Consider the following 13,721-nt stretch of genomic DNA (forward strand, 5'->3'; position numbering starts at 1 on the left):
CCGGTGTCAGTGCACCTGCACGCCGGTCTTGGCCTGCACTTCCTCGCGCGTGACGCCCGGCGCCAGCTCGACGATCTTCAGGCCGTGCGGGGTGACGTCCAGCACGCACAGGTCGGTGATGATGCGGTCGACCACGCCCACGCCGGTCAGCGGCAGGGTGCAGTGCGGCAGGATCTTGATGTCGGTGGTGCCGTCCTTCTTGGTGGCCACGTGCTCCATCAGGACCACCACGTTCTTCACGCCGGCCACCAGGTCCATCGCGCCGCCCATGCCCTTGACCATCTTGCCCGGGATCATCCAGTTGGCCAGATCGCCCTTCTCGGAGACCTGCATCGCGCCGAGGATGGCCAGGTTGATCTTGCCGCCGCGGATCATGCCGAAGCTGTCGGCGCTGCTGAAGATGCTGCTGCCCGGCAGCGTGGTGACGGTCTGCTTGCCGGCATTGATCATGTCGGCATCCACCTGGTCCTCGGTCGGGAAGGGGCCGATGCCCAGCAGGCCGTTCTCGGACTGCAGCCAGACCTCCATGCCCTCGGGCACGTGGTTGGCCACCAGGGTCGGCAGGCCGATGCCCAGGTTCACGTAGAAGCCGTCGGCCAGTTCCTTGGCGGCGCGGGCGGCCATTTCATCGCGGGTCCATGCCATGTCGTGTTCTCCTTCAGGCCTTGCGGACGGTGCGTTGCTCGATGCGCTTTTCCGGCGTCGTGTTGAGCACGATGCGGTGCACGAAGATGCCGGGCAGGTGCACCTGGTCCGGGTCGATCGCGCCGGTCTCGACGATCTCCTCGACCTCGACCACGGTGATGCGGCCAGCCATCGCCACGTTCGGATTGAAGTTGCGCGCCGTGCGGCGGAACTGCAGATTGCCGCTCTTGTCGGCCCGGAAGGCCTTGACCAGCGAGACCTCGGGCACCAGCGAGCGCTCCATCACATAGGTCTCACCGTCGAACTCGCGCAGTTCCTTGCCCTCGGCGACGATCGTGCCCACACCGGTCTTGGTGAAGAAGGCCGGGATGCCGGCGCCGCCGGCGCGCAGCTTCTCGGCCAGCGTGCCCTGGGGCGTGAACTCCAGCTCCAGCTCGCCGCTGAGGTACTGGCGCTCGAACTCCTTGTTCTCGCCCACGTAGCTGGAGATCATCTTCTTGATCTGCCGGGTGGCCAGCAGCTTGCCCAGGCCGAAGCCGTCGACACCGGCGTTGTTGGAGATGACCGTCAGGTCCTTCTTGCCGCTGGCCTGCAGCGCGTCGATCAGCGCCTCGGGGATGCCGCACAGGCCGAAGCCGCCCACCGCCATCAACTGGCCGTCGTGGACGATGCCGTCCAGCGCAGCAGCCGCGCTCGGGTACACCTTGTTCATGAGAGAAGCCTCCGGGCTTGTTCGGATGGGAACGAAGGGTACTACGTAACACATTACGTAGTCAGTACGTCAGATTGCTTAAGGCCGAGCCATGATCGCGCTGGACTACCGCACTGCTTTTGACCTGGCCCCGGTGGGCCTGGTGATCTCGCGCCATCGGCAGATGGTGGACTGCAACCAGCGCCTGCTGGCGATGTTCGGCGCCGAGCGCGAGCAACTGATCGGCCAATCCTTCGAGTTGCTCTACCCCAGCACCGAGGAGTACCTGCGCACCGGCGAGCGCATCGTCGCCAGCCTGGACCGCGATGGCCGCTATGCCGACGACCGGGTGATGAAGCGGGTCGATGGCGAACTGTTCTGGTGCCACGTCAGCGGCCGCGCACTGGAAGCCGCCGACCCGCACGCCGCGGGCATCTGGAGCTTCGAGGACCTCTCCGCCCGGCGCGTGCTGAAGGTGGATTTCACGCCGCGCGAGCGCGAGATCGCCGCGCTGCTGATCGACGGCGCGACCAGCAAGCAGATCGGCAAGAAGCTGGGCATCAGCCCGCGCACGGTGGATGTCTACCGCGCGCGGCTGATGCGCAAGGTGGGCGCCGGCACCACGCCGGAGCTGGTGCACCGGCTGCTGACGGGCTGAGGCTCAGCGCGCCCCGGGTGCCGCTTCGTGCACCGCCTGCGGCAGGGCCTGGCCGGCGGAGGCGAAAGCCTGCTCGGCGGTCTGCTGCAGGCCCAGTTCGGCCGGCATCGGCGCGCCGTCCAGCGCGGCCTGCATCTGCGCGTCGTCGCGCTGGCCACACCACTTGGCCACCACCAGCGTCGCCACGCCATTGCCGATCAGGTTGGTCAGCGCACGGGCCTCGCTCATGAAGCGGTCGATGCCCAGGATCAGCGCCAGGCCCGCCACCGGCACGCCGCCCACCGCGCTGAGCGTGGCCGCCAGCACGATGAAGCCCGAGCCGGTGACGCCCGCCGCGCCCTTGCTGGTCAGCAGCAGCACGGTCAGCAGCGTGATCTGCTGCATCAGGCTCATGGGCGTGTCGGTGGCCTGGGCGATGAAGACCGCCGCCATGGTGAGGTAGATCGAGGTGCCGTCCAGGTTGAACGAATACCCGGTGGGGATCACCAGGCCGACCACGCTCTTCTCGGCGCCAGCGTGCTCCATCTTGCGCATCATGCGCGGCAGCACCGATTCGCTCGACGAGGTGCCCAGCACGATCAGCAGTTCCTCCTTGATGAAGCGGATGAACTTCAGGATCGAGAAGCCGTGCAGGCGGGCGATCAGGCCCAGCACACCCAGGATGAACAGCAGGCAGGTGGCGTAGAACGAGCCCATCAGCTGGGCCAGTTGCAGCAGCGTGCCCACGCCGTACTTGCCGATCGTGAAGGCCATCGCGCCGAAGGCGCCGATCGGGGCCACCTTCATGATCGCGCCCACCACCGCGAACAGCACGTGCGAGAGCTTGTCGATGAAGGTGTAGACCATGTTGTGGCGGCCGCCGAACTTCTGCAGCGCGAAGCCGAACATCACCGAGAACAGCAGCACCTGCAGGATCTCGCCCTTGGCGAAGGCGTCCACCACGCTGGTGGGGATCACATCCAGCAGGAAGTCGACCGTGCTCTTCATCTTGCCCGGCTCGGTGAACTTGGCGATGGCCTTGGTGTCCAGGCTGTTCGGGTCGACATGCATGCCGGCGCCCGGCTGCACCAGGTTCACCACCACCAGGCCGATGATCAGCGCCAGCGTGGACACCACCTCGAAGTACAGCAGCGCCAGACCGCCGGTCTTGCCCACCTTCTTCATGTTCTCCATGCCGGCGATGCCCAGCACCACGGTGCAGAAGATGATCGGCGCGATGATCATCTTGATCAGCTTGATGAAGCCCTCGCCCAGCGGCTTCATCTGCTCGCCCAGCTGGGGCATGAAGTGGCCCAGCAGGATGCCGGCGGCGATCGCCAGCAGCACCTGCGCATACAGGCTGCGGTAGAACGGCGCACGCGGCGCAGTGGCGGTGGGATCGTGGCTCATCGGTGTCTTTCGGGGTGGGTGTCGGAGGGTGGCGGCAGTCTAGGGTTCACCCTGATGCCACGGGCTGTGGGAACCGCGTAGCCGCGATGTGGAAACTGCGTAGGCTGGCGGTTGATTCAGTCCTGACCAGCACGCGGGCAATCGGCGCCGTCCGGGCCGCGATACTCTCGGTCTGCTCCAACCGCCCTGCACCACCATGAAGACCAAGCCCTGCCTCACCCACGACGACGTGATCACCGTGCTGAACGCCGCCAAGGCCGAGGCCCTGGCCAACGCCTGGGCGGTGAGCATCGCGGTGTGCGACGACGGCGGCCACCTGCTGGGCCACTACCGCCTGGATGGCGCGCCGCCGATGTCGGCCCGCATGGCGCCCGCCAAGGCGCGCACCGCCGCGCTGGCCAAGCGTGAAACCGCCGTGCTCGAGAAAATGATCAACGACGGCCGCACCGCCTTCCTCAGCGCGCCCGACCTGGACGGCATCCTGGAAGGCGGCGTGCCCATCGTGGTCGACGGCCAGGTGGCCGGTGCCGTGGGCGTGAGCGGCGTGAAGTCGATCGAGGACGCGCAGATCGCCAAGGCGGGCATCGCCGCGCTGCTCGGCGCCTGATAACCGGGGCCGGCCACCGGCAATTCCAGGGATCGGCCGCCAGCCGGTCCGGGTATCTTGTCGGCATGCCGGCCGATACCCTCACCACTGCCCCGCCCCGCCATGGCATGCGCCGGATCCAGGTCGAACTCGACCAGGCGCGTGACGGCGGCCCGCTCAAGACCATCGTCATCCCGCCCTGCCCGGCCCTGTTGCAGCGCCTGCGCGACACGATGGGCGAGGCCGAGCCCGACCTGACCGAGGTGGGTCGCATCGTCGGCAGCGACGTGGCGATGTCGGCCGCACTGATCAAGGTGGCCAACTCGCCGGCCTACCTGACCGGCCAGCCGGTGCAGACCATCGGCCAGGCGATGAACCGCCTGGGCCTGGAGCGCACCGCCACCGAGATGGCGGCCTTCCTGCTGCAGCGCAGCCTGCCGGCGAATTCACCGCATCTGAAGCGCTTCTGGGAACGCGCCGCCAAGCGGGCCAGTGCGATGGGTTTCATCGCCCGGCGCCTGCCCGGCATGTCGGCCGACCTGGCGCACACCTACGGCCTGTTCTGCCACGTCGGCACGCCGGTGATGCTGCAAAGCCTCAAGGGCTATGGCTCGACCATGGTCGAGGCGGCCGCCCGCATCGACCGCCCCTACGTGGCCACCGAGAACGCCAACCACCGCACCGACCACGCCGTGGTGGGGGCGCTGGTGGCGCGGGTCTGGCGCCTGGCGCCCGAGGTGATGGCCGCGATCCGCCGCCACCACGACCTGGACATGCTGGGCTCGGAGGACACCGAGTCCGAGGTGCACACGCTGGTGGCCGCCGGCCTGGTGGCCGAGCACCTGATGCGCCGCCACGAGGGGCTGGACCCGGACGCCGACTGGTCGGCCCACCACGGCGCCGCGTTGCGCTGGCTGGCGATCGACGAGGACGAACTGGCGACCTGGGACGACGAACTGCGCACGCTGCTGGACGCGGCCTGAGGCCGCGACCCGTGGCGCCCGGCAAGGCCGGGCCAGCGAGGCCGGGCGCCGCTCAGGCCGTCTGCCGGCCGTGCTCCGGCAGCTCGATCTTCACCTCGAGCACTTCCAGGTTGTCCTGGCGCTCGAGATGGACCTTGATGTCGTCCGGGTTGATCTTCACGTACTTCGAGATCACCGCCACCAGTTCGCGCTGCAACTGCGGCAGGTAATCCGGCTGGCCGGGGTTGCGGCCGCTGCGCTCATGCGCCAGGATGATCTGCAGGCGCTCCTTGGCGACGCTGGCCGTGGCCTTCTTCTCGCCGAGCAGGAAGGAAAGGAAGGACATGCCGCTTACCTCCCGCCGAAGATGCGCTTGAAGAAACCGGGCTTGGCCGCTTCGGTGAAGCGCATCGGGTGCGTTTCACCCAGGAAACGGCCCACCACGTCGCCATAGGCTTCGGCCACCTCCGTGCCCTTCAGGTGGATCGCCGGCAGGCCCTGGTTGGAGGCGTCCAGCACGTTCTCGCTCTCGGGGATCACGCCGATCAGCTCGATGCGCAGGATCTCGCGGATGTCGTCGATCGACAGCATCTGGCCGGTGTCCACGCGGTTCGGGTTGTAGCGCGTGATCAGCAGGTGTTCCTTGACCGGCTCGCGGCCCTCGATGGCGCGGCGCGTCTTGCTGGCCAGGATGCCCAGGATGCGGTCGGAGTCGCGCACCGACGAGACCTCGGGGTTGGTCACCACCAGCGCCTCGTCGGCGAAGTGCATGGCCATCAGCGCGCCGGTCTCGATGCCCGCGGGCGAGTCGCAGACGATGTACTCGAAGCCCATGGCGGCCAGGTCGTTGAGCACCTTCTCGACGCCTTCAACCGTCAGCGCGTCCTTGTCGCGCGTCTGCGAGGCGGCCAGCACGAACAGCTGCTCGCACTGCTTGTCCTTGATCAGCGCCTGGTTGAGGTTGGCCTCGCCGTGGATCACGTTGATCAGGTCGTAGACCACGCGGCGCTCGCAGCCCATGATCAGGTCGAGGTTGCGCAGGCCGACGTCGAAGTCGATCACGGCGGTCTTGTGGCCGCGCAGCGCGAGGCCGGAGGCGAAGCTGGCGCTGGTGGTGGTCTTGCCGACCCCACCCTTGCCGGAGGTCACCACGACGATCTTGGTCATCGCTCTTCGTCCTTTCAGGAGATGCGTTGGGAAATCAGAACTTCAGGGGCTCGATGCGCAGCGACTCGCCCTCCAGGCGCACCTGGGCGGGTTTGCCGGCCACCTCGGGCGGCAGGTCGGCGTCGAAATTGCGCCAGATGCCGGCCACCGAGACCAGCTGGGGCTCCATCTGCGCGGCGAAGACACGCGCACCGGTGTCGCCACGCGCACCCGCGATCGCGCGGCCGCGCAGCGGGGCGTAGACATGGATGCTGCCGTCGGCAATCACCTCGGCGCCGAAACTCACCACCGCCAGCACGATTAGGTCGCCGCCGCGGGCATAGACCTGCTGGCCGGAGCGCAGCGGCTTGTCGATGATCAGCGCCGGCACCGGCGCAGGTTCGGGCAGCACAGCGGGCGGCGGGGCCGCGGCTTCGGGCGCGGCAACAGGGGCGGCAACGGGCGCGGGGGCCGGCGCAGCGACCGCGGCGCGCGGCGTGGCGGGGGGGGCCGCCTCGAACAGGCCGGCGGCCACGGCCGCGGCGGTCTGGGCCGCATCGCCGCCGCGCACCGCCACCAGGCGCAGGCCGTGGCGAGCGAGCAGCCCGGTCAGCACGTGGATGTCGGGCGCAGCCGAGCCGGCCGGCAGGGCCGACAGGTCCAGGCAGGCCGGTTCGTTGTCGAAGGCGCCGGGGCCATCGCCCACCAGCGCCGACAGCGCCGCGTCGAGTTCATCCAGGTCGAGGGTCTTCAGCGGCAGCGCCAGCAGGTCCAGCGTGGCGCTCTTGAGCTCAAGCGCCACCGCGGCGCCGGCCCGGGAGGAAACGGCCATGAATCGTCAGCCGGTGCTGCCAGGGCACCGCAGGGAGAAAACCGGCGATTCTACCGGGGGGCGACAGCCGCCTCGTGACCACCGGTGAGCGGAAACCACTGCGCCAGCGCCTGGCCGAAGTGGCGGCCGTCGTTGTGGGCCCGCAGCGCCTGGTAGGCCTGCTCGGCCTGCGGATAACGCCGTCGCAGGAAGTTCAGCCACTGCTTGATGCGCCCGGCGCGGTGGCGCGGCTCCACCCGCTGCGACACCTGTGCCCAGTAATGGTGCAACAACTCGCCCAGCGTGGCGTTGTCCAGCAGCGCGCCGCTGCCCTGCGCCAGACGCAGCGCCAGCGACGGGTCCGCCACCTGGCCGCGTCCGATCATCAGGGCATGGCAGCCCGACGCCGCGCGGCAGGCCTGCGCGTCCTCGACGCTCCAGATCTCGCCGTTGGCGACCAGCGGCACCGTCACGGCCGCGCGCAGGTCGGCGATGCGCGACCAGTGCGCCGGCGGCCGGTAGCCCTGGGCGCGGGTGCGCGCATGCACGACGATTTCGGCCGCGCCGCCATCGGCCAGGGCCTGCGCACATTCGACAGCACGTGCGTCGTCGTCGGTGCCCAGGCGCATCTTGGCCGACACCGGGATGTGCGCCGGCACGGCCCGCCGCACCGCGGCAACGATGCGGGTCAGGCCTTCGGGATCGTCCAGCAGCATCGCGCCGCCGCCGTGGCGGTTGACCACCTTGGCCGGGCAGCCGAAGTTCAGATCGATCCCCGGCGGGTTCAGCGTGGCCAGCACCGCGGCGTTGTCGGCCAGGCAGGCGGGGTCCGAGCCCAGCAACTGGGGCCGCACCGGCACGCCCGAGCGGGTGCGCCCGCCTCGGCCCAGCTCGGGGCAGATGCGCAGGAACACGCGGGCCGGCAGGACCTGGTCGGTCACGCGGATGAACTCGCTGACGCAACGGTCGATGCCGGGCACCCGGGTCAGCACCTCGCGCAGGTCGTGGTCGAGCAGCCCCTCCATCGGGGCCAGCAGAATCGTCATGGGGCCGAACGATAGCCTAGGGCCTGCTCACACGACCGGAAGGGAGGGCGGCAGGCCCCAGGCGCTCCTGCAGCAGTTCGTCGCGCCAGGCGCGCAGCCGTTCCAGCGTGGCCTCGTCGGGCCGCAGGCCCCCGGGGCGCGGTGCATCGGCGTACAGCAGGCCCATCACCTGGCCGTCGCGGCGCATCGGCAGCACCAGCAGGCTGCGCGCGCCGATGCGGCTGCGCCACCAGTGCGGCAGGAAGCGCGCGATCGCCGGATCGGTGGCGTCGGCGATGCAGGTGTCGGCGCCGCGGCGGCACAGCAGCGAGAACAGGTCCTGGTCGTCGTCGGGCGGCACCAGGAAGTGGCTGTGGCCAGGCTCGATCCCCTCGGCCAGGCCCAGCTCGCCCACCAGCTCGCCGGCGCGGCCGCGGCGCCAGCACAGCACGGCACGCTGGGCACCGGTCAGGCGCAGCAGGCCCAGCAGCACGCGACGGGGCAAGGGGTCGGCCGGTGCGGGCGCGGGCGCGGGCGCGGAGATCGGCGGCGCCGGTGGCCGGATCAGCACGGGCAGCGCATCGACAGCCTCGGCAGTGGCCCGCTGGCGAGGCAGCGCTGCCGCCGGCAGGCCCAGCTGTTCGCACAGCGGCGCCACCGCCGGGCGCACGCGCTGCAGTGCCGCCGCCATGCTGGCCGCGTCGTGCGCGGTGGCGGCGCCGAAGCGCTCGGCCTGGGCGGCCAGCGCCTCGTCGTGCCGGGTGGGGGGCTGGTAGAGCAACACATCGGTCAGCTCATTGGCCAGCCAGCCCATGCAGCGCAGTTGCTCGGTGCGCGAGTGCGGGTAGTGGCGCGGCGGCGCGTCGCCATGGCCGATCGCGCGCCGCAGCGACGGCGGCCAGCCCCAGCGCTCGGCGACCGCCTGCCCGAGGCGGTGGTAGTCGGTGCCCAGCAGGCGGCGGGCCACCAAGGCCTCGGTCTCGGGGGACCCATCGGCCGTGGCCTGCTGCACCGCCAAGGCCTCCTCGGGCAGGTGCATGGCGGCCACCAGCCGCCCCAGGTTGCGCAGCACCGCGATCAGCGTGCCGTCTTCGGCCTGGCTGTGGGCCAGTTCATGGGCCATCTGGCCGGCCAGCAGCGCGCGCAGAAAAGGCTCGCGCAGCGCCAGACCCGGCACCGAGCTGCGCAGCGAATCGACCAGCCGGGCGGTCAGCGCCAGGCGCCCCACCTCGATGAAGCCCATCACGGCGATGGCCCGCTCCAGCGTGTCGATCTCGCCCGCACCCACCGAGCCGTAATGCGCCGAGTTGGCCATGCGCAGCACGCGCGCCGACAGGCCGACGTCCTGCACCAAGGCCTCGGTCAGGTGCTGCAGCCGCGCCTTCTCCGAGCGGGCCACGCGGCGCACCCCCGACAGGGCCTGGCCCAGCGAGGGAAAGTCAGGCTGGCGCGAGACCCTGTCGAGCAGCCGCGCCAGTGTCTCGTCACCCGCGGTGATCGAGTCTTCGGGGGCTGGCGGGGTCACCGGCCCCAGCTCGCTGAAATCGGTCTGTGCGCTCATGCCGTGGTGTGCTGCCCCGATTGGAACAGGCCCGTCGGCGGCGCGCCAGCGCCATGGTCCGCGGATCAGCGGCCGCTCAGGCCGCCAGATCAGGCGCTCAGTCGCGCAGGTCGCCGGCCAGGCTGGCCAGCGTCTCGGCCGGGATGGCCAGGTGGGCCGGGTAGTTGGTGTGGTCGCAGCCCAGGCGCACCTGGGCGCCTGAGCGCACGGCCTGGCGTGCGGCGGCGGGCAGCTCGAAACGCACGAAATGCACCGACGAGGTCTTCTCGGCGGTTTCGCGATCCAGGTCCTCGTCGGCGATGGCGTACACGCGGGCATGGCCTTCGACCTCGACAAACAGCCGGTCCTCGACACCGATCAGCCGCGCCAGCTCGCGCCGCCGCTCGTGCACGTCGGGGTACTCCAGCAGCAACGTGGCCTTCCAGTTGCGGCCATCGGGCACCAGCGGGGCGTAGGCGTCGATCTCGGCCTGCACGCCCTCGTCCTCGAAGATCTTCTCGATGTGCAGCATCTCCTGGATCTGGCGGCGGATGGTCTGCTCGTCCTCGAACTGCAGCGTCATGTGCTCGCCCAGGCTGATGCTGCGCAGGCGGCGGTGGGCGATGGCCTCGGCGCGCAAGGTCTTGCGCTGGCGGGCATAGGCTTCCAGGGTCAGCAGGCTGTCGCGGGTGATGCTCATGGGTGATGCGGGTCAGAGTCCGTAGGCGGTGCGCAGCAGCGTCAGCGGATGCTGCAGCGCTTTCGGCGGCGTGCCGGCCTGGGTCATGCCCTGGGCGATGTGGTGGCCGGCCAGCGCACAGTCGCTGGCGATGACATCGGGCTCGTCCTTGGCCATCGCCTTGAAGACCGGCTTGCCGATCTTCATCGCCATCGGGTGGAAGGCTGTCTTGACGCCATAGGTGCCGGCGTGGCCGGAGCAGCGCTCGACCGTGTTCAGCTGCACCGTGACCGACTGGCCGATGAGCTTGAACATCTCCTCGGTCTTGCGGCCGATGTTCTGCACCCGGCCGTGGCAGGGGATGTGGTAGCTGACCTTGCCCAGCGCCTGCTTGAAGTCGGTCTTCAGCAGGCCGTCCTTGTGGCGCGCCACCAGGTACTCGAAGGGGTCGAACATGGCGGCCTTCACCGCCTGCACGTCCTCGTCCTCGGGGAACAACAGCGGCAGCTCCTGCTTGAACATCAGCGTGCAGCTGGGGATGGCGCTGACGATCGCCCAGCCCTCGCGGGCGTATCGGGCGAGCACCGGGATGTTGGCGGCCTTGTGTTCGGCCACGCCCTGCAGGTCGCCCAGCTCCAGCTTGGGCATGCCGCAGCAGCGCTCCTTCTCGACCAGGGTCCAGGGAATGTCGTTGTGGTCCAGCACCTTCAGCAGGTCATGGCCGATGCCGGGCTCGTTGTAGTTGACGTAGCAGGTGGCGAAGACCGCCACCTTGCCCGGGGTGCGCTGACCCCGGGTGACCACCTGCGCAGCGCCCTGGCTGGGCGCGCTCCAGCGCAGCCGGCTGCTGGCCAGCTCGGGCAGCCAGGCCTCGGGGTGCACGCCCAGGGTCTTGTCCAGCAGGCGACGCATCGACTGGGTGCGGTTGACGGCGTTGACCACCTGCACCACCACCGGGATCCCGGCAAACTGGCCGTGGGTGTCGGTGGAGGCCAGCAGGCGCTCGCCGCGGCCGACCTCGCCCTTCCTGAACTTGATCGCCTTGGCACGCAGCATCAGGTGCGGGAAGTCCAGGCCCCATTCGTGCGGCGGCACGTAGGGGCACTTGGTCATGTAGCAGAGGTCGCACAGGTAGCACTGGTCGACGACCTTGGCGTAGTCCTTGGCGTCCACGCCGTGCAGTTCGCCGTCGTCGGTGGCGTCGACCAGGTCGAACAGCGTGGGGAAGGACTGGCACAGGCTGACGCAGCGGCGGCAGCCGTGGCAGATGTCGAACACGCGCGCCATCTCGCGCTGGCAGTCGGCTTCGTCGTAGAACGAGTCCTCACGCCAGGGGACGGGGTGTCGGGTCGGCGCTTCGAGGTTGCCTTCGCGGGGGGGCATGGCGGCTCCTGCGGCGTCAGGGAACGAACCGGCACGACAGGGCACGCCGGACACCCACGCCCGGCGGAAGCCCTGCGGGCGAGCGTGCTCAGTCCACCAGCTGGTCGAGCGCCTTCTGGTAGCGGTTGGCGTGCGAACGCTCGGCCTTGGCCAGGGTCTCGAACCAGTCGGCGATCTCGTCGAAGCCCTCGTCACGCGCGGTTTTCGCCATGCCCGGGTACATGTCGGTGTACTCGTGGGTTTCGCCGGCCACGGCGGCGGCCAGGTTCTGGCGCGTGGAGCCGATCGGCAGCCCGGTGGCCGGGTCGCCCACGGCCTCGAGGAATTCCAGGTGACCGTGCGCATGGCCGGTCTCGCCTTCGGCGGTGGAGCGGAACAGCGCCGCCACGTCGTTCTGGCCCTCGACGTCGGCCTTGTTCGCGAAGTAGAGGTAGCGGCGGTTGGCCTGCGACTCGCCCGCGAAGGCGTCCTTGAGGTTCTGCTCGGTCTTCGATCCCTTCAAGCCCATGTCTCGCTCCTGGTTGGTTGACGACTCGGCCCGGGGCCTGATGATCCCGCAGGCGCCAAACCAAGGTAGCACAGGCCCGTCGAATGGGGCCAATGCATCCCGTCAATGCCGGGCATAGCGCCGCACTATGCTGGAGGGGGTTATCCCCAGGGCCTGGCTCAGCGCAGACCCAGCAGCCGCAGCGCCAGATCGTGGAGCCGACCGGCCGGGTCGGCCAGGTTGTGCAGGATGTCCAGGTGATGGTGGCGTGCCAGCGTCTCGCAGATGGGCACGCTGCTGGGGCCCCACTGGTCCCGGATCAGGCGGTTCTGGCGGATGAATTCCTCGGATTCGTCGCCACCGGCCACCGCGTAAAGCGGCTTGCGCGGTCGCGGGTAGAAGGCCGGGCTCAGGCGCCAGGCGTCGCGCTCGCTCAGCTGCAGATCGCCGCGGATGAACGGCGCGTGGCGCAGTGGCTCCAGGTCGTACAGGCCCGAAATGCCCAGGGCGCCAGCCAGCGGCTGCGGCGGCAGCGCCGGATCGACGTCCTTCCAGCGGCAGCACAGCAGCATCGCCGCCAGGTGCGCGCCGGCCGAGTGCCCCACCAGGGCAATGCGGGTGGGATCGATGCCCAGCTCGCCTGCCCGAGCCACGATCCAGGCGATGACGCGGGTCATCTCCAGCGCGATGTCGGCGATCCCCACCCCGGGGCACAGGCTGTAGTTCGGCACCACCACATGCGCACCGTCGGCGACGAAGGACGGCGCGATGAAGCTGTGGTCGGACTTGTCCAGCGAGCGCCAGTAGCCTCCATGGATGAAGACCAGCACAGGCGCGTCACGGCGCTCGGTCAGGAAGAGGTCCAGCGTCTGCGAGGGGGCGTCGCCGTAGGCCAGATCATGCTGCCCGTCCAGCTGCTGCCGGGCCAGCGCCGAGGCCTGCCGCCAGCGCTCGAACAGCGCGGCGTGGTCGGGAATGCGGGCACGGTTGTTGTACTGCTGGTCCAGCCAGACGGGATCGAAGGCGTTCAAACGGCATCTCCTGCGGGTCGACCGGCGCGGTCGGGGCGATGGGCAATGCTATACTGCGCGCTGCTCATGGGGACGTAGCTCAGCTGGGAGAGCGTCGCGTTCGCAATGCGAAGGTCGGGAGTTCGATCCTCCTCGTCTCCACCATTGAGCCATCACACCCCCACCGGGCCCGCAGGGCGGGCCGGTCACCGCAAGGGCTGCACCCCAGGGTCGCAGCCCTTTGTCATTTCCGGGCCCCGCGCCCGGTACTGGGGCAAGTCCGGAGGCCCGGCCCCGCACTGTCGATGTAGTATTGCTACTTCATTCATCGACAAGAAGCTGTAGTTTGCCTCCAGTCACCAAACTGACAAACTGGCAACCACTCGGCTCAGACCCAGGTACGCAACCTGCTTAAGCTATTCAAGGCGGTCACCGGCGCATTTCTATAGGGTGATTGCCTGTGCCGCCGACGCCCGGATGACGGCTATAGTGCCGGTTACCGGGGCTCATGAGGCCCTTTTCAACGACAAGTACAGCACCCACACGGGGTGACTGGAGGAACCGAGTGGATTTCGCTGAATCGCAGCGCAGCCCCACCAAGCACCCGGTGGGTCTGATCGTCGTGGCGCTGATGCACGTGGTGGTCGGCTACGCGCTGGTCAACGGCCTGGCGCGCAAGATCGTCGAGGTGGTCAAGGCCCCGATCGAG

Annotated in this window: 15 protein-coding genes and 1 tRNA gene; 4 read left to right on the forward strand and 12 right to left on the reverse strand. The window is 69.4% G+C overall.

The window, feature by feature from the left end; translation table 11 throughout:
• Positions 1–6: 6 nt before the first annotated feature.
• Both KAK07_RS05370 and KAK07_RS05375 read right to left on the reverse strand, forming a co-directional pair.
• Positions 7–645, reverse strand: coding sequence for a CoA transferase subunit B (locus KAK07_RS05370; protein WP_210804344.1), 639 nt, complete (start codon positions 643–645; stop codon positions 7–9).
• A 13-nt stretch (positions 646–658) separates the two neighbouring features.
• On the reverse strand, positions 659–1,357 hold the full coding sequence (locus KAK07_RS05375; RefSeq protein ID WP_210855951.1) for a CoA transferase subunit A: 699 nt from the start codon (positions 1,355–1,357) through the stop codon (positions 659–661).
• 91 nt (positions 1,358–1,448) lie between these two features.
• Between KAK07_RS05375 and KAK07_RS05380 the strand changes: the two genes are divergently transcribed.
• Complete coding sequence (locus KAK07_RS05380; protein ID WP_210859365.1) at positions 1,449–1,994, forward strand: PAS and helix-turn-helix domain-containing protein; 546 nt, start codon at positions 1,449–1,451, stop codon at positions 1,992–1,994.
• A gap of 3 nt (positions 1,995–1,997) precedes the next feature.
• On the opposite strand, the gene KAK07_RS05385 is transcribed toward KAK07_RS05380, so the two are convergent.
• On the reverse strand, positions 1,998–3,383 hold the full coding sequence (locus tag KAK07_RS05385) for a dicarboxylate/amino acid:cation symporter (protein ID WP_210855947.1): 1,386 nt from the start codon (positions 3,381–3,383) through the stop codon (positions 1,998–2,000).
• Positions 3,384–3,579: 196 nt separating this feature from the next.
• Here KAK07_RS05385 and KAK07_RS05390 point away from each other — a divergent pair, with 196 nt between their 5' ends.
• Both KAK07_RS05390 and KAK07_RS05395 read left to right on the forward strand, forming a co-directional pair.
• Entirely contained in the window at positions 3,580–3,990 is a 411-nt protein-coding gene (locus KAK07_RS05390; RefSeq protein ID WP_210855945.1) for a GlcG/HbpS family heme-binding protein, read from the forward strand.
• A 65-nt stretch (positions 3,991–4,055) separates the two neighbouring features.
• Positions 4,056–4,952 (forward strand): HDOD domain-containing protein, encoded by an 897-nt coding sequence (locus KAK07_RS05395; protein WP_210855944.1) that lies wholly within the window; start codon positions 4,056–4,058, stop codon positions 4,950–4,952.
• Positions 4,953–5,004: 52 nt separating this feature from the next.
• Here the strand turns inward: KAK07_RS05395 and minE are convergent, their stop codons facing one another.
• The 9 genes from minE to KAK07_RS05440 all read right to left on the reverse strand — a co-directional run bounded on the left by minE (position 5,005) and on the right by KAK07_RS05440 (position 13,033).
• The gene (gene minE, locus KAK07_RS05400; protein ID WP_210859367.1) at positions 5,005–5,277 is read right to left on the reverse strand and encodes a cell division topological specificity factor MinE; all 273 of its coding nucleotides are present in this window, start codon (positions 5,275–5,277) and stop codon (positions 5,005–5,007) included.
• 5 nt (positions 5,278–5,282) lie between these two features.
• Positions 5,283–6,098 (reverse strand): septum site-determining protein MinD, encoded by an 816-nt coding sequence (gene minD / locus KAK07_RS05405; protein ID WP_210859369.1) that lies wholly within the window; start codon positions 6,096–6,098, stop codon positions 5,283–5,285.
• A gap of 34 nt (positions 6,099–6,132) precedes the next feature.
• Positions 6,133–6,909: a septum site-determining protein MinC gene (minC, locus tag KAK07_RS05410; protein ID WP_210859372.1), complete on the reverse strand. Its 777-nt coding sequence runs from the start codon at positions 6,907–6,909 to the stop codon at positions 6,133–6,135.
• A gap of 50 nt (positions 6,910–6,959) precedes the next feature.
• On the reverse strand, positions 6,960–7,934 hold the full coding sequence (locus KAK07_RS05415) for a tRNA dihydrouridine synthase (protein WP_247664226.1): 975 nt from the start codon (positions 7,932–7,934) through the stop codon (positions 6,960–6,962).
• Positions 7,935–7,950: 16 nt separating this feature from the next.
• Positions 7,951–9,474: an HDOD domain-containing protein gene (locus KAK07_RS05420; protein ID WP_210859373.1), complete on the reverse strand. Its 1,524-nt coding sequence runs from the start codon at positions 9,472–9,474 to the stop codon at positions 7,951–7,953.
• Positions 9,475–9,571: 97 nt separating this feature from the next.
• Positions 9,572–10,153, reverse strand: a complete 582-nt coding sequence (locus KAK07_RS05425) for a DUF3501 family protein (RefSeq protein ID WP_210859374.1) — start codon at positions 10,151–10,153, stop codon at positions 9,572–9,574.
• Between the two features lie 12 nt (positions 10,154–10,165).
• The gene (locus tag KAK07_RS05430; RefSeq protein ID WP_210859375.1) at positions 10,166–11,515 is read right to left on the reverse strand and encodes a (Fe-S)-binding protein; all 1,350 of its coding nucleotides are present in this window, start codon (positions 11,513–11,515) and stop codon (positions 10,166–10,168) included.
• Positions 11,516–11,603: 88 nt separating this feature from the next.
• Complete coding sequence (locus KAK07_RS05435) at positions 11,604–12,023, reverse strand: rubrerythrin family protein (protein WP_210804333.1); 420 nt, start codon at positions 12,021–12,023, stop codon at positions 11,604–11,606.
• Between the two features lie 158 nt (positions 12,024–12,181).
• The gene (locus KAK07_RS05440; protein ID WP_210859376.1) at positions 12,182–13,033 is read right to left on the reverse strand and encodes an alpha/beta hydrolase; all 852 of its coding nucleotides are present in this window, start codon (positions 13,031–13,033) and stop codon (positions 12,182–12,184) included.
• A 68-nt stretch (positions 13,034–13,101) separates the two neighbouring features.
• Here KAK07_RS05440 and KAK07_RS05445 point away from each other — a divergent pair.
• Positions 13,102–13,177, forward strand: a tRNA-Ala gene (locus KAK07_RS05445).
• The last annotated feature ends 544 nt before the right edge of the window (positions 13,178–13,721 follow it).

This window comes from Ideonella alba, assembly GCF_018069875.1.
Classification (GTDB): Bacteria; Pseudomonadota; Gammaproteobacteria; order Burkholderiales; family Burkholderiaceae_C; genus Ideonella; species Ideonella alba.